The sequence below is a fragment of the Floricoccus penangensis genome, assembly GCF_001832885.1.
GTDB classification, from domain to species: Bacteria; Bacillota; Bacilli; order Lactobacillales; family Streptococcaceae; genus Floricoccus; species Floricoccus penangensis.
The window spans coordinates 32,251-53,085 of record NZ_MKIQ01000026.1; the positions used below are offsets into that span (position 1 = coordinate 32,251).

General features: G+C 34.6%; 16 protein-coding genes. 9 read left to right on the forward strand and 7 right to left on the reverse strand.

Going from position 1 to position 20,835, the window contains the following annotated elements; all coding sequences use genetic code 11:
* Nucleotides 1–44 precede the first annotated feature (44 nt).
* The 5 genes from BG262_RS04070 (at nucleotide 45) to leuS (ending at nucleotide 6,159) form a co-directional block, all read left to right on the forward strand.
* Nucleotides 45–1,010: a ribose-phosphate diphosphokinase gene (locus BG262_RS04070; protein WP_070787605.1), complete on the forward strand. Its 966-nt coding sequence runs from the start codon at nucleotides 45–47 to the stop codon at nucleotides 1,008–1,010.
* A gap of 45 nt (nucleotides 1,011–1,055) precedes the next feature.
* On the forward strand, nucleotides 1,056–1,811 hold the full coding sequence (locus BG262_RS04075; protein ID WP_070787606.1) for a helix-turn-helix domain-containing protein: 756 nt from the start codon (nucleotides 1,056–1,058) through the stop codon (nucleotides 1,809–1,811).
* Nucleotides 1,812–1,982: 171 nt separating this feature from the next.
* Nucleotides 1,983–2,621, forward strand: a complete 639-nt coding sequence (locus BG262_RS04080; RefSeq protein WP_070787607.1) for a hypothetical protein — start codon at nucleotides 1,983–1,985, stop codon at nucleotides 2,619–2,621.
* Nucleotides 2,622–2,654: 33 nt separating this feature from the next.
* Entirely contained in the window at nucleotides 2,655–3,464 is an 810-nt protein-coding gene (locus BG262_RS04085) for a DUF2785 domain-containing protein (protein WP_070787608.1), read from the forward strand.
* Between the two features lie 181 nt (nucleotides 3,465–3,645).
* Complete coding sequence (gene leuS, locus BG262_RS04090) at nucleotides 3,646–6,159, forward strand: leucine--tRNA ligase (RefSeq protein WP_070787609.1); 2,514 nt, start codon at nucleotides 3,646–3,648, stop codon at nucleotides 6,157–6,159.
* A gap of 92 nt (nucleotides 6,160–6,251) precedes the next feature.
* Here the strand turns inward: leuS and BG262_RS04095 are convergent, their stop codons facing one another.
* Nucleotides 6,252–7,001 (reverse strand): glycerophosphodiester phosphodiesterase family protein, encoded by a 750-nt coding sequence (locus BG262_RS04095; RefSeq protein ID WP_070787610.1) that lies wholly within the window; start codon nucleotides 6,999–7,001, stop codon nucleotides 6,252–6,254.
* A 176-nt stretch (nucleotides 7,002–7,177) separates the two neighbouring features.
* Between BG262_RS04095 and BG262_RS04100 the strand changes: the two genes are divergently transcribed.
* Nucleotides 7,178–7,579: a CopY/TcrY family copper transport repressor gene (locus tag BG262_RS04100; protein ID WP_158006641.1), complete on the forward strand. Its 402-nt coding sequence runs from the start codon at nucleotides 7,178–7,180 to the stop codon at nucleotides 7,577–7,579.
* 37 nt (nucleotides 7,580–7,616) lie between these two features.
* Here the strand turns inward: BG262_RS04100 and BG262_RS04105 are convergent, their stop codons facing one another.
* From BG262_RS04105 to BG262_RS04130, 6 genes are all read right to left on the reverse strand, one after another.
* On the reverse strand, nucleotides 7,617–9,455 hold the full coding sequence (locus BG262_RS04105; protein ID WP_070787612.1) for a 6-pyruvoyl-tetrahydropterin synthase-related protein: 1,839 nt from the start codon (nucleotides 9,453–9,455) through the stop codon (nucleotides 7,617–7,619).
* Nucleotides 9,456–9,607: 152 nt separating this feature from the next.
* Complete coding sequence (locus BG262_RS04110; protein ID WP_070787613.1) at nucleotides 9,608–12,310, reverse strand: YfhO family protein; 2,703 nt, start codon at nucleotides 12,308–12,310, stop codon at nucleotides 9,608–9,610.
* Nucleotides 12,311–12,409: 99 nt separating this feature from the next.
* On the reverse strand, nucleotides 12,410–12,871 hold the full coding sequence (locus BG262_RS04115) for an ASCH domain-containing protein (RefSeq protein WP_070787614.1): 462 nt from the start codon (nucleotides 12,869–12,871) through the stop codon (nucleotides 12,410–12,412).
* Nucleotides 12,872–12,886: 15 nt separating this feature from the next.
* Nucleotides 12,887–13,765, reverse strand: a complete 879-nt coding sequence (gene sdaAA / locus BG262_RS04120) for an L-serine ammonia-lyase, iron-sulfur-dependent, subunit alpha (RefSeq protein WP_070787615.1) — start codon at nucleotides 13,763–13,765, stop codon at nucleotides 12,887–12,889.
* A gap of 8 nt (nucleotides 13,766–13,773) precedes the next feature.
* A complete protein-coding gene (sdaAB, locus tag BG262_RS04125; protein WP_070787616.1) occupies nucleotides 13,774–14,445 on the reverse strand; it encodes an L-serine ammonia-lyase, iron-sulfur-dependent subunit beta in 672 nt (223 codons plus the stop codon).
* A gap of 3 nt (nucleotides 14,446–14,448) precedes the next feature.
* Nucleotides 14,449–15,072 (reverse strand): HAD hydrolase-like protein, encoded by a 624-nt coding sequence (locus BG262_RS04130; RefSeq protein ID WP_070787617.1) that lies wholly within the window; start codon nucleotides 15,070–15,072, stop codon nucleotides 14,449–14,451.
* Nucleotides 15,073–15,289: 217 nt separating this feature from the next.
* Between BG262_RS04130 and mnmA the strand changes: the two genes are divergently transcribed.
* The 3 genes from mnmA (at nucleotide 15,290) to BG262_RS04145 (ending at nucleotide 20,769) form a co-directional block, all read left to right on the forward strand.
* Nucleotides 15,290–16,408 carry a tRNA 2-thiouridine(34) synthase MnmA gene (gene mnmA / locus BG262_RS04135; RefSeq protein WP_070787618.1) on the forward strand — a complete coding sequence of 373 codons (1,119 nt, stop codon included), beginning with the start codon at nucleotides 15,290–15,292 and terminating at the stop codon, nucleotides 16,406–16,408.
* Between the two features lie 358 nt (nucleotides 16,409–16,766).
* Nucleotides 16,767–18,653: a tRNA uridine-5-carboxymethylaminomethyl(34) synthesis enzyme MnmG gene (gene mnmG, locus BG262_RS04140; protein ID WP_070787619.1), complete on the forward strand. Its 1,887-nt coding sequence runs from the start codon at nucleotides 16,767–16,769 to the stop codon at nucleotides 18,651–18,653.
* 124 nt (nucleotides 18,654–18,777) lie between these two features.
* Entirely contained in the window at nucleotides 18,778–20,769 is a 1,992-nt protein-coding gene (locus BG262_RS04145) for a GGDEF domain-containing protein (RefSeq protein ID WP_070787620.1), read from the forward strand.
* Nucleotides 20,770–20,835: the final 66 nt, after the last annotated feature.

Consider the following 20,835-nt stretch of genomic DNA (forward strand, 5'->3'; position numbering starts at 1 on the left):
GTCATTTCAACGTAAAATAGAATGTAGAAATTGCGGAGGATGTAATGAGTTATTCAAATTTAAAGTTATTTGCCTTAAATTCCAACAAAGATCTTGCTGAAAAAATAGCAGATAAAATGGGAATTGAACTTGGAAAAGCAACTGTTAAACAATTTTCAGATGGTGAAATCCAAATCAACATTGAAGAAAGTATCCGTGGAAGCCACGTATTTATTCTTCAATCAACTTCAGCACCTGTTAATGATAACCTGATGGAGCTTTTAATCATGGTTGATGCACTTAAACGTGCTAGTGCAGAAACAATTAACGTTGTTATGCCTTACTATGGTTATGCACGTCAAGATAGAAAAGCGCGTGCGCGTGAACCAATCACTTCTAAATTGGTTGCAGATATGTTACAAGTAGCAGGAATTGACCGTTTATTAACCGTTGATTTACATGCTGCTCAAATCCAAGGATTCTTTGATATCCCAGTTGACCACCTTATGGGTGCGCCACTTATTGCTGATTACTTTGAACGCCAAGGTTTAGTTGGAGATGACGTAGTAGTTGTCAGCCCAGACCACGGTGGAGTAACTCGTGCACGTAAACTTGCTGAGTTCTTGAAAACTCCAATCGCTATCATTGATAAACGTCGTCCAAAAGCAAACGTTGCTGAAGTAATGAATATCATTGGTAATGTTGAAGGTAAAAAATGTATTCTTATCGACGATATGATTGATACAGCAGGTACAATTACTCTTGCAGCAGACGCATTAAAACAAGCTGGAGCTACTGAAGTATATGCTTCATGTACTCACCCTGTATTAAGTGGACCAGCATTAGAACGTATCGAAAATTCAGCTATCAACAAATTGGTAGTTACAGATACAATCTATCTTCCAGAAGATCGCAAAATTGATAAGATTGTTGAAATCTCAATTTCAGACCTTCTAGCAGAGGCAATTATTCGTATACATGAAAAACGTCCATTGTCTCCACTTTTCGAAGTACAAAATAAGAATTATTAATATTAAAACAAGCGACTTAGGTCGCTTATTTTATAAGGTGATGATATGATAACTTATGAACAATTCAAAAAAATATTTCCTCAAACAATGGAAACTAGTGATGAAGAAAGTAAATGTCTAAAACTTCAATTAGCTGATAGCTTCGCTTATCTTGATATAAATATTCTTAGCTCAAGAGAAAGGGAACTTTTAACAACTATTTTTCCAAGTAAACCTATACCAGATATTTTTTCCAATCTTCCACTTGGCTATTACCGAATACTATATTTCAAGGCAGACAGCATAAATGAGCTCTCTGAAATATTAAGATCATTAGTTCCAGATATATTTAGGCAAGAAAAAAATATTTACTTAGAAGAATATACGGCAGAAAACCTCTCGATGTCAGAATATGAAGAAATCTTTGAAGCAATTAAGAATGACTTTGGTCTAGACTTTACATACTATATAGGAAACTTCAGTCAACCAAAAGATCTTCCAGATATTTACTTAAAGGAAAGTGAAATTTTTGGGAAAGGATATGAAAATATTCAAGACTTTGCTGTAACCCTGCTAAGAAATCCTTTAATCGAAAATAATTTGATAATGGCAAATTTAGATTTTCGTTTGAATCAAGATGGTGAAGTTAAGGAAATAATTTCAGCCCTATATCAGAGTAAAGCCAATCAAAATCAAGCTGCTAAAAGTCTTTTTATTCATCGAAATACTCTTTTACAGAAAATAAAAAAAATCGAACGCAAATATGGGATTAAATTAGATGCGACCGGAGTAGTAATCTATCAAGCGTTATTAAATAATTAATTGGCATGAAAATTTATTCATGCTTTTTTGTAACAAAAAAATAGACACTTATTTAATTTCGAGAACTTATGATATAATTATATAAAGAATAAAATTATAGTTTTATAATTATTTTAAATTTATATATATAATATTTGTAGTGTTTTGTAAAAGAATGACGAGGACTATGTGATGAAAAAGTGGTATTGGAGAATATGGATAGTATTATTTGTTATCTTTCTAGGCTCTTTTTTCGCTTTCGGTCGTAAGGGAGAGTCGAGCGATATAGGTAATTATGAAAAACCATTTAACAAATATTTATCGAACGATGAAATTTCAAGATCTGGTAAATTAAATAAGGAAACACTTATAGCACTATGTGCCCAATTCGATGAGATTAGCGAGGAAGAAGCTACGGCAATTCTTTTTCCAAAAGGCTTACCATCAGGGGATAAGGAGATATACTCTCTTTATAGGTACGAAAGCATAGAAAACACTACTGAGCAAAAAAACAATCAACAAGATTGGGGAACTATCTTGTTCTATGTTGAAGAAGAAGAGGGGAGTTCACGCGTTATAAAGGATATCAAACATGTATCTTACGCGCATGGTAGTGAATTATTTGCAGGAACATTACAATATTATCTATCAAGTGATGGGAAAGTATTGCATTTTACAATCAATGGTCATGTCTACGAACCATCAAAATACACTCTTAAGGCTGGAAATGCTTCAAAAAGGGACGAGGCTGGAGAGATGATAGTAGAAATTCAAAAGACTAAAGATTTTCTATATCCAGTTTTTGGACATGTTAAGTATACAATTGATTAATCTTAAAATTGAAGTAATTAAGGGGGAATTCACATGGAAGAAATTGTGAAGATACTATTTGATAAATTAGAAAGAAGTGATTCTGATTATACCAACTTAGAAGTTCAATGTTTATATGAACATATTGGAGACGAGAATCCGGAAATTCGTGATTCTCTCGTTTTTATAAGTTTAGCAAGTGGTTTAGTCGAAGAAAAGTTTACACTAGAACAAGTGAAGTTTTTAGCTAAGTCAGCAAAAGAAGAAGATATTTTATTTTATAATATTCAAAAAGGATTACCCTATACGGTAACTAGAACTTTCGCTGCCTTATTGTATGGATTTTTAGTCAGAGTCGATGGTGATTCTAATTCTTCTTATCATAAATTTATGACCGAAAGTGAGAGAAATTACTATTTAAATTCAGTCCTAAATTATTTAAAAGAGGAAAAAGATTTTACGGATTTTGATACAAAATATGGTTGGGTTCACGGATTGGCTCATGCAGGAGATTATTTGGGACAAGTGATAAAACATCCAGATACTAATCAGGAGTCTATACTCGAAGCCTTTGAAATAGTGATTGATATTTTTAAGAAGCTAGAATACAGTTTGTCTGAAAAAGAGGAGGCTCGCCTAGCATATCCATTTGTTGAAGCAATACTTGAAAATAAAATTAGCCAAGAAAAGTTATCTCAGCTAGTTGTTAATCGTGAATTTCCCATAGCTGAAGGAAGACGACATATTGGGAGCTTTGCCTATGAAAAGTTTTTAGCTGCAATCTATTTTGCTCTTGAAAGTAAAGGTATTTTAGAAGAGAAATTAAAAATTGAACTTTTGAATATTTTAAAGGAATATTGCTAGTACTAATAATTATTAGTTTTAGTATATAAATTATAAGATTAAACAGTATGAGCATATGTATCGTATTGTTTTTTATTTAAAAATAAAAAGCACTAAATATTACATAATACTTTAGAAATACTGAAAAATATTTTCAATTGTGCTAAAATTAGAATACTAAACTTATTTGAGAGGATTGGATATGAATTACAACCATCAAGAAATAGAAAAAAAATGGCAAAAATATTGGGCAGAAAATGATACATTTAAGACAGGTGAAGATCCTTCTAAACCTAAATTCTATGCTTTAGATATGTTTCCTTATCCTTCAGGTGCAGGACTTCACGTAGGTCATCCAGAAGGATATACAGCTACAGATATTTTAAGTCGCTTTAAACGTGCCCAAGGTTATAATGTGCTTCACCCTATGGGATGGGATGCGTTTGGTTTACCAGCTGAACAATATGCTATTGATACTGGTAATGATCCAGCAATCTTTACACAAGAAAACATCAATACTTTTAAAGATCAAATTAACTCTCTTGGATTTTCGTATGACTGGGATCGTGAAGTTAATACAACGGATCCAAACTATTATAAATGGACTCAATGGATTTTTACTAAGCTCTATGAACATGGTCTAGCTTATGAAGCAGAAGTACCAGTAAACTGGGTTGAAGAACTTGGAACTGCAATTGCTAATGAAGAAGTACTCCCTGATGGTACGAGTGAGCGTGGTGGTTATCCAGTAGTTCGTAAACCAATGCGCCAATGGATGCTTAAGATTACAGCTTATGCTGAACGTCTACTTGATGATTTAGATGAACTTGATTGGCCAGAATCAATCAAAGAAATGCAACGAAATTGGATTGGAAAATCCGTTGGTGCAGATGTGAACTTTAAAGTGGCAGATAGTGATGAAGAATTCACAGTCTTTACAACACGTCCTGATACTCTGTTTGGTGCAACTTATACAGTGCTTGCTCCAGAGCATCCACTAGTTGATAAAATTGTAACTCCTGATCAAGCCGATGCAGTTGCAGAATATAAGCGTCAAGCTTCACTTAAATCAGATTTAGCCCGTACTGACCTCGCTAAAGAAAAGACAGGAGTCTTTACAGGTGCTTATGCTATCAATCCAATAAATGGTAAGGAAATTCCAATTTGGGTAGCTGACTATGTTCTTGCAAGCTATGGAACTGGTGCTATTATGGCTGTTCCTGCTCATGATACTCGTGACTGGGAATTTGCAAAACAATTTGACCTTGAGATTATTCCAGTACTTGAAGGTGGGAATGTTGAAGAAGAAGCCTACACAGAAGATGGAGCACACATCAACTCTGAATTTCTTAATGGTTTAGATAAATCTGATGCCATAGAAAAAGTTAATAGTTGGTTGGAAGAAAATGGTGTAGGTAGTAAAAAAGTTACTTATCGCCTTCGCGACTGGCTGTTCAGTCGTCAACGTTATTGGGGTGAACCAATTCCAATCATTCATTGGGAAGATGGAGAAACAACTGCTATTCCAGTAGATCAACTCCCACTTGTTTTACCAAAAACTGATGACATAAAACCTTCTGGTACAGGAGAAAGTCCACTTGCTAACATTACAGAATGGGTTAATGTAGTTGACGAAAATGGACGCAAAGGACGTCGTGAAACTAACACAATGCCACAGTGGGCAGGATCAAGTTGGTACTATCTACGTTATATTGATCCACATAATGATAAAGCACTTGCTGATTTCGATAAGCTAAAAACATGGCTTCCAGTAGATATCTATGTGGGTGGAGCAGAACATGCTGTTCTTCATCTCCTTTATGCACGTTTCTGGCATAAATTCCTTTATGATATTGGTGTTGTGCCAACAAAAGAACCGTTCCAAAAACTTTATAATCAAGGAATGATCCTTGGGACAAGTTATCGTGATTCACGTGGTGCACTTGTGGCAACTGACAAGGTTGAGAAACGTGATGATAAGTTTTTCAATATTGAAACAGGTGAAGAACTTGAACAAGGCCCTGCCAAGATGTCTAAATCACTAAAAAATGTAATAAATCCTGATGATGTAGTTAATGAATATGGTGCAGATACACTAAGGCTTTATGAAATGTTTATGGGTCCTCTTGATGCAAGTATTGCTTGGTCAGAGGATGGACTTGATGGAGCACGTAAATTCTTAGATCGTGTATGGCGTCTTTATACAAATGAAGATGGTACCCTAAGTGATAAAATTGTGAGTACAAATGATGGTAAACTTGATAAAGTTTATAATGAAACTGTTAAATTAGTGACAGACCATCTTCAATCAATGAAGTTTAATACTGCTATTAGTCAAATGATGATCTTCGTTAATGCGGCAAATAAAGTAGATAATTTTTATATTGAATATGCCAAAGGGTTTGTTCAACTACTTGCGCCAATTGCGCCACATATTGCTGAAGAGCTTTGGCAAAAGCTCGGTGAAGATGGTGGAATTTCGTACGTTGCATGGCCAACTTATGATGAAAGTAAACTAGTTGAAAACGAAGTTGAAATTGTTCTTCAAGTTAACGGTAAAGTGAAAGCTAAAGCTGTTGTACATAAGGATATGACTCGTGAACAACTAGAAGAATTTGCTCTTTCAAATGATGAAATCAAAGGAAATATCGAAGGAAAAACAGTAAGAAAAGTTATTGCAGTACCTGGTAAACTTGTAAATGTAGTAGCTAACTAATGATAAAGAGATCATGAATTTTCATGGTCTTTTTTGATGAAAAAATTTAGATATAAGAAAAACCTAATAAATATTTATCAGGTTTTTGAAAATTATTTTCTTTTTCCAGTAAAGTAGTCTGCACGGTCTGTAAAAATACCATCGACACCCCAATTAAATAGTTCGTTAGCTCGATCAGCTTCATTAACAGTCCAAACATTAATCTTGTAGCCTCGTTTTTGGATTTCGTCAATCATTTCACGAGTTAGTCGATCATTTTCGAGATGGACAGTTGTTGCACCACATGCATCAGCAATTAATTGCCAATCTGGATATAAGGTATGTTGTTCAAATAGAATTGCGTATTCATGTTCAGGTGCTATATTATGCATTTTAGCTAAAAGAATTGAATTAAAACTTGAGATTAAAATCTTAACACTCGGGTCAATCTGGGAAAGTTTTTCTTTTAATTGTACAACAAGATCATTTGCAAGGTCATTTCCATGAGGGCCAGTGATTCCTTTTAACTCTAAATTTAAATTCAATTTAGTCTTATTAACAAACTCAACCAAATCGTCAATTGTAGGAAGTTTTTGACCTTCAAATTCAGGAGAAAACCAACTACCAGTATCAGTGTCCTTCATAAGATCGTAGTCAGTTCGGGCAACTTCACCCGCTGAACTTGTAGTTCTTTCCAAGAAATCATCATGGATAATAACTAGTTTCCCATCTCTTGTTGAAGTAACGTCAGTTTCAAACCATTCAATATTATAGTCTTGCATTAAATTAAAGCCGGCAAGAGTATTTTCAGGTGCTAAAAGTGGTAAACCACGGTGGGCAAAAATAGTTTTATTGGCGCGCATACATACCTCGAATTTTTTAATTTATTTAATGTATATTATAAACTTTCAAAGGTGGAAATAAAAGTAAATAAGGGTAAATTTATAAATATTTTTCACAAGGAAGTAGGGACTGAAAACTTGACAAAGAATATTTACAAATGTAAACTATGAATATAATAACATATGAGGAGGTTTTCATGATTAAGGCAATTAGTGATGCTGAATGGGATGTTATGCGAATTGTTTGGACTGATGGGAATGTAACGGTCGATGACATTGCAAATAAAATTGATCCTAAGCATGGTTGGCAACTAGCCACAATAAAGACCTTGCTTGGTAGACTTGTAAAGAAAGATATGTTGAGTACAGAACGTGATGGTAGAAAATACGTTTATTCAGCTAAAATGTCTGAATGTGAAGCAGCGCGTGAAATGGCAGATGAGTTTGCTGATAAAATTTGTACAAAACAAAGAGCATCTGCTATCGCTGAACTTATTAGAAGAAGCGATTTTACGCAAGAAGATATTCAAATGCTTAAAGATGTTTTAGACCACAAGACGGTTGAAACAAAGGTTGAATGTAACTGTGTTCATGATTAGAAAAAACAATTGGTAAAATCTACCAATTGTTTTTTTGTTAAACTTCGTCATCTTTTACGAGTTGAGTCTTGTTCCTGAAATACATGAATCCTACTGTAGCAATAGTGAGTATCCATGATAAAATCGAGATACAAATTCCCATTTTTTCAGCTGCAGACTTAATATATTGAACCTTGATTTGTGGTTGTCCTTTTGTATTAACTACGACATATCCATCATCATCTTTTTGTAACTCTAGTTTAGTCCCATTATTGTCAGTGGCCTCAAAACCTTTGTACCAAGTCATAGGTAATCTTACTGTGTGATCTCCATTTGGTAAATTATTTACCATGAATGTATAATCTTGATTATATAACATGATTTGTGATTTTTCACCATCAATATATGCGACCTTTTCATCTAAACCACTTGTACTTGCAGATATGATTCCTTGTTCAAAAACATTGGTACTTGGTCTAACATTTTTCGTATCATTAACAGTATACGTCATCTGTTTCTCAGAAATATAATCATTTCCACCAAAGTTTGACCTTTTGGCCATTTCTTTTATATTTTTGTCAGAAAATTCATTGGGTAATTGGCTTCGAACTTTTCTGAACTCCTTTGTTCCCTCAACTATAGTTAGATTGTCTGCTTTATAATTTAATACAGTCAAAAAACTACCTATAGTAAAAAGTAATAAGAATAGTGTCCTAAATTGAGGGATATTTCGAAATTCAAATTGGAATAGAAATTCAATTACAAAAATTAGTATAAAAATCTCTGTAAATGGCATAAACCTATCTGGAAATTGAATTACTGATAGAGGGGTATTCTGAAACCAAATCCAAGGGAATAAATTACTTACTAAGATAATAAACCCTAATGATAGGAAGAAGTATTTTTTTAGTTTAGTATTTGATTTTACCTGTTCACTGGTGAATAGTAGTATCCCAAATATAATATATGCTATGCACAATACAATACCGAAATTAAATCCGAAACTTGGGTTAGTAAGATCATTGTCGAGACTAATGTTAAGTATCCTATAAATTGAAGCAGCTAAAGCCTGCATATTTCTTTTATCTGCACCTAAAATATCTACATTAGTCATTTGAATTGCAAATGGGATTAAGAAGCTACAAGTCAATAGAAATGCAGAAACTGCAAAAAGAACACTTGAAATTAAACGTTCCTTTGTAAATTTTTTCCAGTAAATACTTAATGCAAAAAGGACAATCCCGAAAATAACAAGAGTAAATGAAGTAACAAGATGATTAAGTAGTACTAAACTAAAACCAATACTAGCAAGCCACCATTTTTTATTATCCCCTAAAAATAGTTCGTATATGCCTAGTAGTGCTAGTGGAAAGAAAGCGTAGGCAAAGGAGGAAGGAGAAGCACCACGATTTAAAAAATTACCAAAGTTATAAAGCGAGAATGCCCAGAGTATCGCAAATACAAAAGATTTTAAGGTATTTTTGGTAAAAATCTTTGCAGAGTAGTATGCGACTATCTGTGTTACGAATAGTAAAATAATATGTCCAAAATATAGACCAGTTACAATTTTTCCTGTTAAATTAATAAACAATGCATAAATAAAGGAGAAAGAATTCGGGTAAAAAAAGTGAATTCCATTTCCGTCCTGTCTAAAAGTATATGCTGAAACATCTGGAAAAAAATGACCAACCTTCATACCTTGAGCAATCTCATACATTCTTGGAATATGAGCTCCGTCATCAGATTGTGGAAAATAAGAATTAGTTAACAAGAGTGGAAGAATAAATAAGATTGATAGAAAGAGGAAAATTCCATTTCTAATCCAAAAATTATCATAAATAATTGGGGTATTGTCTCTATTTTTTTTCATAATTTGAGACTGCGAACTAGTATCCATAAAAGCTCCTTATTGATTATATAGTTACTTAAAAATAGAATACATCGTTGCGATTTATACTAATAAGCTTACTTATTTAAGTATAATAGACAACGTAGTAAAACGAAGGTGCTTCTATTTTAATCAACTATAAGTTGTTAAAAAGAAAGTGGTTAAATAAACCAGCTTCCTTTTTTATTATCTTTTTCTTTAGTTATAGATTTTGAATCAGTTTCCTTTTTAATAGGAACTTTTCTTTTTGGTACTGGTGTAGAATTTTTTTGTGAATTTTCTCCATCTTTTTTCACTAAAAAGCTACGACCATTATATACTATAAATAATGCGATTCCTGAAATTAAGCAGAGCCATCCAAGTTTATATCCTCTAGGAGCAAATTTCATAGTTATAGTATGTTTACCTGCTTCTGTCTTGATTTTCATAAATCCAGTTTGTGCTTGCTTGATATCTACTTTTTTACCGTCAAGTTTGGCTGACCAACCTTTGTCATAAGGAACGGTAACGAATATATCACCTGCCACCTTACTGTCATATGTAATTTTAGCACCGTTCTTTTCAGTCTTCACTTGTGTAGGATTTTCATTTATCTTATCAATAGCTTTTTTATAATTTTCAACATTCAGTGCTAAAAGTTGGGTTTTATCGAAGCTAATGTTGTCATTGTTTACAGCTTTTAATTTAAATTCAACATCTGTAGGTGTTTCATAATAACCTAAGTTGAAGTAGCTTCCAGTATCATTAGCGTTAAATGTATAGCTTTTATCGTTGCAAGATATAGTAACATCTTTTGAAACATCTCCATCAATTGAAATATTTGGAACACGAATATAAAGTTGAGATTTTGCAGGAGCAGTGATTCCATAAGTAAATGACAATTCTTCTTTGCCTTCTTGTTTGCGAAGTGTTACTCGCTTATCGTCAGATGACACATTTCCGCTAATAGTTTCATTGTTTTTATAAATTTGAGTGAAGTACTCAAGTTTCTCGCCTGAAAGTTTATTTAAAAAGTTTGTTTGATTTTCGGTTAGATTATTGTCATCAAAGGTAATATCGTTATATCCCTCTTTAACGATAATTGCTGGGCTCGTTACGATGGTGTTTTCCTTTAGATTTTCAAGATCTGTATTATTGAATCCAAATTTAGCTGGCTGAGCGTTATTGGTAATATTGTATTTGATTGCAAATAGACCATCACCGATTAAAGTATTATTTGGATATCGTAGATTTAAATTTGTACCGTCAGAACGGAAACCTAGTTTACTTAAGGTGCTACTTGATTTACGGTTTCTAACACTTGAAAATTGAGCAAGTGCGTTATAATCAAATTTCATACCATCATTAGCTGTATCAGGTTCTAAGTTATCCATACGGTAAAACTCATCAGAACGTACTTTGTCAGCAATTGGAAGTAATTTTTTAGTAGCGTTGTCATAGTTTTCACGTGATGCATAGACCCATTCATTTTTAAGCCCATTGATTTGATAGTAAGCGTTAATCCCTATTTCAGCAACTACAAAGAGCGATGCTATTAAAAGTAGATAACTATTAGGTACTAATTTCTTCTTACGTGCAAGTAAAAAAATTATATAAGCAAGTAAAAAGAAGATACTTAATAATACGTTAATTGTTTTCACATATGGGTATCGACCACTGGAAATTACAAACATGTATCCTAGGAAGACAATTATACCTGAATCAATTATCCAACGTGTATCTATTTCTTTGATTCGTTTCAAGGTTTCTAAAGCTAAAATAATGATTAGCAATGAGAATACGAAACTATAGCGATGGAGGAACATATTAGGGGCGTGCATTCCTTGCCAAAATAAATCAAGTTTTTGGAAGTAAAAACTAGCTATTATAAATACAGCAACAGCTCCATAAGAAATTTTAGTCCATAGACCTACTGATTTAGTAAAGAAGAATAAAATTGCAAGAATTAATGGGAAGATACCAACATATATAATTGGAACTGATCCGTATTTTGTAGTATCGAAAGAACCTACAAAGTTTTTTGAGAATAAATCAAAAAACCAACTTTTTTCAGTAAATAATTTTGAAACTTTTGTAAGTTCCTCACCGTTTGTTTTTAAATCAAGATAAGCAGGAATTATCGTGAACATAGAAGTTAGACCAGCAAGTGCTGAGGTAACAATAAAGTCACGTGTATTTCTTAATATTTTATTTTTATCCGTATCAAAAGTTGTTCGAGCTATGAAATAAAGAAGCAAGAAAATTGCTAACATATAACCAAAATAATAATTTTGAATGAACAAAATTGAAAGAGTAACAAAATATAAAGTCTTCTTACCATTATCCATAAGGCTATGTAGACCCCAAAGGATTAATGGGAATAGAATGAAGGCATCAAGCCAGGTAATAAGTTCACTTTGTGCTGTTGGGAAACTCATTAAAGCATAGGATGTTGACATAGCAAGAATAAGCCATTGGGATAGAGATTTGTACATATTTTTGAAACTTACAAAACCAGCAAGTCCCATACAACCGAATTTCAATATAGTGAAGAGATACATTGCATCAGGCATATTTTTAACACTAAAAAAATAGGTTAAAGGCATGAAGAATGAACCCATGTAGTACGAGGCAAACGCTTTGATATTGAGTCCTAGACCACTTGTAAATGTATATAAAAACCCCTTTCCGTTATGCATTAAGTTTCTGTATAGGACATGTGCGTTGACGTACTGGTGATAAGCATCACTAGCAAGTACAGTTTTTTCACCACCCCATGATACTCCAAATGTAGCGTATATTATAATCATAATAATAGCTGGAATGAAGAAACTAGCAGGTAGTGAATACTTGTTTTCTCTAATAAATTCTTTTACTTTTTTCATGATTTTATTATAACAAAATTTGTTAATTAATACTCAAAATTATAGATAGAATAAATAAAAAAAACTTAGATATCTTCTGGAAAATAAAAAAGCCTTGATTTACAAGACTTTTAAAACTTTAAAATATTCAGTTACAACTAAATCATCTTCTGAGAACTTAGTTCCCATCTCACGCGCTATATTTTCAAAAAATGCTTGATGGACTGAACGCCAATAATTTAATGATAAATCACCTTCGCCTTCAGCGTGGGCGATTTTTTCATCTATTTCCTTATAAGGCTGAATAATTACATCAGTATTTATAGCTATAACTATCGGTTTCCCAGCACCATCAGTAATCAAGTTAACATCTTTATTAGTTGGAAGCTTGTCTTTTTCATATGGGTAAGCTGGATGGTAGCTAGAAGTTGCCCACTTCTTACCCTCAACAACAAGTTTTACGAGCTCATCAGGTAATCCACCAAAGGCCCAGACAGAGCGTGGATATTCCTTATATTCAGGATAAAGAGTATCAAAATCATCCCAAATATCTTTAATTAACTTTTCCAGATTATTTTCCATAATAGTTTGTATCTCCTACTTATCAGAGCCGAAAATCTCTTCCATCAAACGTTCACCGGTAGGAGTCTTAGCAAGACCACCCTCTGCTGTTTCTCGAAAAGCTGAAGGCATAGCAGTCCCAACTTGGTACATTGCTTGGATAACTTCATCTGTCGGAATTTTAGACTCAATTCCAGCTAGTGCCATATCGGCTGCAACAAAAGCAAAACTTGCACCCATAGCGTTTCTTTTAACACATGGAACTTCGACAAGTCCTGCAACTGGGTCACAAATTAATCCCAGTAAATTTTTAATGACAAAAGCAACTGCTTGGGAAGCTTGAAAGGCAGTTCCACCTGCAGCTTGAACAAGAGCAGCAGCAGCCATTGCGCTTGCTGAACCAACTTCAGCTTGACAACCACCTTCTGCACCACTAATTGATGCATTGTTAGCAATGACAAGCCCAAAGGCTCCTGCAGTAAAAAGAAAATCTATTTGTTGCTCATGACTTAAATCAAGCTTATTACTAGCAGATTCAAGTACAGCAGGAACACAACCAGCAGAACCAGCGGTAGGAGTTGCACAAACAAGTCCCATCTTGGCATTAAGTTCATTAACAGCCATAGCATTTCGAACTGCACTTAAAATAGTAGAATCTGATAATCCTTTACCTGATTTTATATAGTTGTCCATTTTTAGAGCATCTCCACCAGTAAGTCCAGTGGCTGATTTTGTAGCAGTTAAGCCGTCAACGACAGAATTCATCATAACCTCAAGGTTATATTCCATCATTGATATTATTTCTTCTCTTGTTCGACCAGTTATCTCTATCTCAGTAGCAATCATTAGCTCAGCAATATTGCCATTGTGATTTGTATTAGCTTGGTCGACAAGCTCTTCTATTGAATAAAACATTATCTCTCCTAGTTGAAAAAGTTGACATTTAGTATATGTGGTAGGTTTCTAATGGCTTCCACAACATCTCCAATATCCTGTGAATCAAGTTCAATAATTACGATTGCCTTTTCTCCAGCACTCTCACGAGTTAGGTTCATCTGTGCAATATTAATTTTCTTTTTCGAAAGAAGATCAGTGATATTTGCTACAACTCCTGGGACATCTTCATTTACAATGATTAATGTAGGAGTATTCATGCTTAGGGCAATGTCAAATCCATTTAGCTCTGTAACTTGGATGTTTCCCCCACCAATAGAAATTCCAGTAATTGACGTAGTTGAATTATCATTATGAATTACAATTTTCGCAGTATTAGGATGACTTGTTTTACCTTCGCGGTCGATTACCCAAGAGACTTCCATACCTTGCTCGTGAGCAATTTTTAAAGATTCGGGAATGCGTTTGTTATCGGTATCCATCCCCAAAAGTCCAGCCACAAGTGCAATATCAGTACCGTGCCCTTTGTAGGTCTTGGCAAAACTTTGGTAAAGATGAATTTCCACCTCTTTTGGAGTTGTTCCAATGATCGATCTTACAATTCGGCCGATTCTTACAGCGCCAGCGGTGTGAGAAGAGCTAGGTCCAACCATGACGGGGCCAATGATATCAAATACACTTTTAAATTTTACGTTTTTCATTACTTAAAATAACTCCAATAATTCTTTCGGATTTTCAATGATAAAGTCCGCGCCGGCAGTCTTAAGCTCCTCATGGTCACCAAAACCATAAAGCACACCGACAGTCTTGACATTATTTTCTTGACCACCCACAATATCATAACTTCTATCGCCAATCATGACACTGTCTTCTTTACTTGCGCCAGCATTTTTCATGGCCTCAGCTAGAACCAAGGTTTTAGTAAATTTACCCTCACCACTTCCAGTAATTCCATCCACAAAGTCATTCATTTTAAAAGCCTCGAATGTCTTAATAGCTACAGGTTCATTTTTACTGGTTGCAACATAAACTTTTTTTCCAGCTTGGCGAAGCATTTTCATTGTTTCCAAGATTTGCGGATAAACTTCAGCTTCGAACATCCCTTGCTTACCATAGTATTCACGGTATGTTTTGACAGCAAGTTCTGCAAATTCCGAGTCTCCAAGTTTATTAAAAGTTGCCTCTAAACTTGGACCGATGAAAGAGGTCAAGGTAGCATCATCAGGTGTTTCCATTCCTAACTTATCAAATGTATATCTAAAGGCATTTTTTATTCCAGGTTCACTGTTTATAATTGTTCCATCTAAATCAAAAAAATAGTTTTTCATATGAGTATATCTCCTTTAATTAACTATAGAGTTAGTTTACATTCTTTTAACCTAATTGTAAACGTATTGGAAGGCGTATGCTCTACTTTTGTAAACTCTCTTATTTTACTAAATTCGCTTTTTTGTTATAATATGTAAGCTTGCACCTTCAAATGCAAAGCGAATATATTAATGGTAAGGAGACCTTTAATCTCACTTACGAGAAAGATGGTGTAAAATGGACAATTCAAAAACTCGTGTTGTTGTCGGTATGAGTGGAGGTGTTGATTCGTCTGTTACAGCTTTGATGCTTAAGGAACAAGGCTATGACGTAATCGGAATCTTCATGAAAAACTGGGATGATACGGATGAATTTGGTGTATGTACAGCAACGGAAGACTATAAAGATGTGGCAGCAGTAGCTGACCAAATCGGTATTCCTTACTATACTGTAAACTTTGAAAAAGAATATTGGGACCGTGTCTTTGAATATTTCTTAGCAGAATACAGAGCTGGTAGAACGCCAAATCCAGATGTTATGTGTAATAAGGAAATTAAGTTCAAAGCCTTCCTTGATTATGCAATGGAACTTGGAGCAGATTATGTAGCAACAGGTCATTATGCGCAAGTAAGTCGTGATGAAGATGGAACTGTACGTATGTTACGTGGTGCTGATAACAATAAGGACCAAACATACTTCCTAAGCCAACTGTCACAAGAACAACTTGCAAAAACTATGTTCCCTCTAGGTCACTTGGAAAAACCTGAGGTAAGAAGAATTGCTGAAGAAGCAGGACTTGCGACTGCTAAGAAAAAAGACTCTACAGGTATCTGCTTTATCGGTGAAAAGAATTTCAAAGAATTCTTGGGTAACTATCTACCAGCACAAAAGGGTAGAATGGTGACTCTTGATGGACGTGATATGGGTGAACATACAGGTCTTATGTACTACACAATTGGTCAACGTGGCGGTCTTGGTATTGGAGGCCAACATGGTGGAGATAATGAGCCTTGGTTTGTAGTTGGTAAAGATTTAGCAACAAATACATTATATGTAGGTCAAGGATTCCACAATGAACATCTTTACTCAACAAGTTTAGATGCTAGTCAACTAAGCTTTACAAAAGAAATGCCTGAGAAGTTTGAACTTGAATGTACTGCTAAGTTCCGCTACCGTCAACCTGATACAAAGATTAAGGTTAAAGTTGATGGAGACAAGGCAGTTGTTGAATTTGATGAACCAGTACGTGCAATTACTCCTGGTCAAGCAGTTGTTTTCTATGATGGGGAAGAATGCCTTGGGGGTGGTTTGATTGACCATGCTTATAAAGATGGTGAAGTCATGCAGTATCAATAAACTTGACCAGTTATTAAATTTGATATAAAATATCTATAAATAAAACAGTAGTCAAAGTACTGGATTATGTATGCTTTTTTGGTGCGTGCATGGTCCCTTACTTTGGCTTTTAAATTGTCTAGTCACTTGAAAATAGTTTAATACTTCGTTGCCATTAAAACTTACAAATTTATTTGTATTAGTTTTATGGACACTGTAATGAAGAGTAAGGCCTTATCTTGATGAACTATAGTTCTATCAGCGATTAGTCGCCTCGTCTTGCGATTTACACTAATAAGCTTGCTTATTTAAGTGTAATCGACAGCGTAATAAAATGCAGGTACTTCTATTTTAAAGCAACTATAAAAATGGAGATGAAATGACTTATAAATTTCAAGAAGAATTTGATGTAATTGTAGTTGGGGCAGGTCATGCTGGCTGTGAAGCGGCCCTTGCTTCTGCTAGAATGGGTTCAAAAACTCTTTTACTAACAATAAATTTAAATATGCTAGCTTTCATGCCTTGTAATCCCTCAATTGGTGGATCAGCAAAAGGTGTGGTAGTTCGTGAAATTGATGCACTTGGTGGGGAAATGGGTCGAAATATTGACAAGACTTACATCCAAATGAAGATGCTCAATACTGGTAAAGGTCCTGCTGTTCGTGCCCTTCGTGCCCAAGCAGATAAAGATCTTTATTCTGAAGAAATGAAACATACTATAGAAAGACAAGATAATCTTACTCTTCGCCAAGCCATGGTTGATGAAATTTTAGTGGAGGATGATAAGGTTATTGGAGTTAAGACTGCAACAGGCACATATTATTCTGCCAAGGCAGTTGTCATCACAACAGGTACTGCTCTACGTGGAGAAATCATAATCGGAGAGTTGAAATACTCTTCTGGTCCGAATAATTCTCTTGCCTCAGTGACTTTAGCAGATAATTTGCGTGATCTAGGTTTTGAAATTGGACGTTTTAAGACTGGTACACCACCACGTGTGAAGGCTTCGTCAATCGACTATGATAAGACTGAGATTCAACCAGGTGATGAAACACCTAACCACTTTAGCTACTTGTCTAAAGATGCAGACTATCTTAAGGATCAAATCCCATGTTGGTTAACTTATACAAGTGAAAATAGCCATAAAATTATTCAAGATAATCTTTACCGTGCGCCAATGTTTTCAGGTATTGTAAAGGGTGTAGGTCCACGTTATTGCCCTTCAATTGAGGACAAAATTGTGCGTTTTGCTGACAAACCACGCCACCAACTATTCTTGGAACCAGAAGGGCGTAATACAGAAGAAGTATATGTACAAGGTCTATCAACAAGTCTACCTGAGGATGTTCAGTTTGATTTACTTCGTTCAATCCCAGGGCTTGAAAATGTGGAGATGATGCGTTCGGGTTATGCGATTGAGTATGATGTTGTCTTACCTCATCAACTTCGCCCAACCCTTGAAACTAAGCTCGTGTCAGGACTATTTACTGCTGGACAAACTAATGGTACTTCTGGCTATGAAGAAGCAGGTGGTCAAGGGATTGTTGCAGGTATTAACGCCGCACTGAAGGTACAAGGTAAACCAGAACTTATTTTAAAACGTAGTGATGCCTATATTGGTGTTATGATTGATGACTTGGTAACAAAAGGGACTTTGGAACCTTATCGTTTGTTGACTAGTCGTGCTGAATATCGTTTAATCCTTCGTCATGACAATGCTGACGTAAGATTAACTCCAATCGGCCGTGAAATTGGGCTTGTTGATGATGAACGTTGGGATACTTATGAAATTAAACAGTATAAGTTCCAAAATGAAATGAAGCGTCTTGAAACGCTTAAGCTAAAACCTGTGGCTGAAACAAATGCTAAGATTCAGGAGTATGGTTACAAACCACTTAAGGATGCAATGACTGCTGCTGAATTTTTAAGAAGACCTGAAATTAAATATAATGATCTACTTAATTTTATTGATGAAGCTCCAGAAGAGCTTGATGATAAGATAATTGAGCAATTAGAAATTGAAATCAAGTATGAAGGTTATATCAAGAAAGCAATGGATCAAGTTGAAAAGATGCATCGTTTAGAGGCTAAGAAAATTCCTGCTAATATTGATTGGGATGCAATTGACTCTATTGCTACAGAAGCACGTCAAAAATTCAAGAAAATTAATCCGGAGACTATTGGTCAAGCTAGCCGTATTAGTGGTGTAAATCCAGCTGATATTAGTATTCTTATGGTATATCTTGAAGGAAGAAATAGAAGATAATAGTTATGTTTAGAAGAGACTTCGGTTTCTTCTTTTTCTTTGCAAGCCATATCCTTAGCAAAGCTTTAACCGACTTTATTTTATAAGGAAAATATGGTAAAATAGCACGGACAGGAGTGTAAATATGAAACGTTTTTACAGACTATCGTCAATGACGATTTCTATACTTATGGGTATTCTCTTCCTCGTTGAGTGTATAGTGGTTCGCGAATCGGAATCACGTATAAATTCGATGATAATTCTTTTCTTTTTAAATCTAGCAGTCTTATTTATTATTCTTTATCAAAAGAAAAGTTATGAAGACCATACCGTTGATTTCATTAGAAATGCTAATGAACAGGCAGAAAATTCATTAAGTTCAACTTTGGAAAAAATGCCGATAGGGGTTATCAGATATAAACCAGAAACATATGAAATTGAATGGTTTAATCCATATGTTGATTTGATTTTTGGTGAAACTGATAAAAATATAACTAGTGAACAGGTAAAAAAAATAGTTGAACAAGTTGAAGGTGGTACAAGTAGATATGTTACCTTGGAAAGCAAGCAGTACTCAATAAGACAAGACAAGGAAAAACATCTGCTTTACCTTCTTGATGCTAGTGGAGAGTTTGATGCCAAACACTTGATGGCAAATAGTAGAGCAGTAATTGGAGCCTTATCTGTTGATAACTATGATGAAGCAACTGACTTAATTTCTGAAAGTGAACGTACAGCAATTAATAGTATAATCACTAATTCAATTGATTCTTTTTCTTCTAAGTACAAAGTTTTTACTCGTCGTGTTTCAAGTGACAGATATTATTTCTTCACTGACTATCAAACGCTTGAAAAACTAATGCAAGATAAATTTTCTTTCACAGAAGAATTCAAGAAAAAAGCTGAAGAAAGAAATGTGTCTTTAACTTATAGTATAGGTGTTGGATATGGGATTGATGATTTTCAATCAATTGGAAAAACAGCACTTAATAATCTTGAACTTGCTTTAGTTCGTGGTGGTGACCAAGTAGTTGTTAAAGAAAATGTTGACTCAGCTCAAATTCTTTATTTTGGTGGAAATTCTGCCAGCCGCTCACAACGTTCAAGAACAAGGGCGCGTGCCATTGCAACTGCCCTTAATACTATCATCTCAGAGAGCGAAAATGTTTTCGTAGTAGGTCATAAATTCCCTGATATGGACGCCTTAGGTGCAAGCGTTGCTATGAGACTTTTTGCTAATTTAGCTGGTAAAGAAGCATATGTCGTATACGACAAAAAACAGCTTTTACCTGATGTGCAAAGAGCAATTGCCAAACTTGATGAAGCTGATGATGGAAAAAAATATATAATTACAACCAATAGGGCCAAGGCAATAAGACGTGATAATTCACTTTTAATCATGGTTGACCATTCAAAGACTAAAATAACTCTTAATGAAGAATTTTATAAGGCTTTTGATAAGGTTGTGGTCATTGACCATCATAGACGTGACGAGGATTTTCCAAATCATGCCATGTTAAGTTATATTGAGAGTGGTGCAAGTAGTGCAAGTGAGCTTGCAACCGAACTTCTTCAGTATCAAACCAGCAACTCTAAGAAAATGAATGGGGTAGAAGCGAGTGTAACCCTTGCAGGAATTTCTGTTGATACTAAGAGCTTCAGTAAAGGAGCGACTAGTCGAACATTTGAAGCTGCAAGTTTCTTACGTGGGCAAGGTGCTGATAGTAATCTTGTTAAAAATATGCTCGCCACAGACTTCAATGACTATAAGGCAGTGAATGAAATTATTCTCAATGCAGAATTTATTGAAAATAATGTTGTAATTGCTTGTGGCGATCCAGATAAAAAATATGACAGCGTGAAAACTGCTATAGCAGCTGAAACACTAGCTGATATGGCGAATATAAAGATGGCTTTTGGTATTGCTTATCACAAAAATGGCTATGTAGCTATTTCAGCTCGTAGTCGTGGTGATAATAACGTTCAAAAAGTTATGACAGCATTTGGAGGGGGAGGTCATTTTAATAATGCCGCAGCCCAAGTTTACGAAAAATCAATCGAAGAAGTTAAGGCAGAACTTATTGCTGTGCTCAATGATGAGAAGCCTGTAGAAGAAGCACAGGAAAATGTAGATTAAGTACTAAAAGTGTATCTTCAAAAATGATGTTGTCCATAGTTTTTAAGTAAATAAAAATATATCACT

Bases quoted from the DNA above. Each gene is read 5' to 3' on its own strand.
- BG262_RS04070 (WP_070787605.1), top strand. From the start codon at position 45: ATGAGTTATTCAAATTTAAAGTTATTTGCCTTAAATTCCAACAAAGAT.
- BG262_RS04080 (WP_070787607.1), top strand. From the start codon at position 1,983: ATGAAAAAGTGGTATTGGAGAATATGGATAGTATTATTTGTTATCTTT.
- BG262_RS04110 (WP_070787613.1), bottom strand. From the start codon at position 12,310: ATGAAAAAAGTAAAAGAATTTATTAGAGAAAACAAGTATTCACTACCT.
- BG262_RS04085 (WP_070787608.1), top strand. From the start codon at position 2,655: ATGGAAGAAATTGTGAAGATACTATTTGATAAATTAGAAAGAAGTGAT.
- BG262_RS04075 (WP_070787606.1), top strand. From the start codon at position 1,056: ATGATAACTTATGAACAATTCAAAAAAATATTTCCTCAAACAATGGAA.
- sdaAA (WP_070787615.1), bottom strand. From the start codon at position 13,765: ATGTTTTATTCAATAGAAGAGCTTGTCGACCAAGCTAATACAAATCAC.
- BG262_RS04095 (WP_070787610.1), bottom strand. From the start codon at position 7,001: ATGCGCGCCAATAAAACTATTTTTGCCCACCGTGGTTTACCACTTTTA.
- BG262_RS04100 (WP_158006641.1), top strand. From the start codon at position 7,178: ATGATTAAGGCAATTAGTGATGCTGAATGGGATGTTATGCGAATTGTT.
- BG262_RS04130 (WP_070787617.1), bottom strand. From the start codon at position 15,072: ATGAAAAACTATTTTTTTGATTTAGATGGAACAATTATAAACAGTGAA.
- BG262_RS04115 (WP_070787614.1), bottom strand. From the start codon at position 12,871: ATGGAAAATAATCTGGAAAAGTTAATTAAAGATATTTGGGATGATTTT.
- BG262_RS04145 (WP_070787620.1), top strand. From the start codon at position 18,778: ATGAAACGTTTTTACAGACTATCGTCAATGACGATTTCTATACTTATG.
- sdaAB (WP_070787616.1), bottom strand. From the start codon at position 14,445: ATGAAAAACGTAAAATTTAAAAGTGTATTTGATATCATTGGCCCCGTC.
- mnmA (WP_070787618.1), top strand. From the start codon at position 15,290: ATGGACAATTCAAAAACTCGTGTTGTTGTCGGTATGAGTGGAGGTGTT.
- BG262_RS04105 (WP_070787612.1), bottom strand. From the start codon at position 9,455: ATGGATACTAGTTCGCAGTCTCAAATTATGAAAAAAAATAGAGACAAT.
- leuS (WP_070787609.1), top strand. From the start codon at position 3,646: ATGAATTACAACCATCAAGAAATAGAAAAAAAATGGCAAAAATATTGG.
- mnmG (WP_070787619.1), top strand. From the start codon at position 16,767: ATGACTTATAAATTTCAAGAAGAATTTGATGTAATTGTAGTTGGGGCA.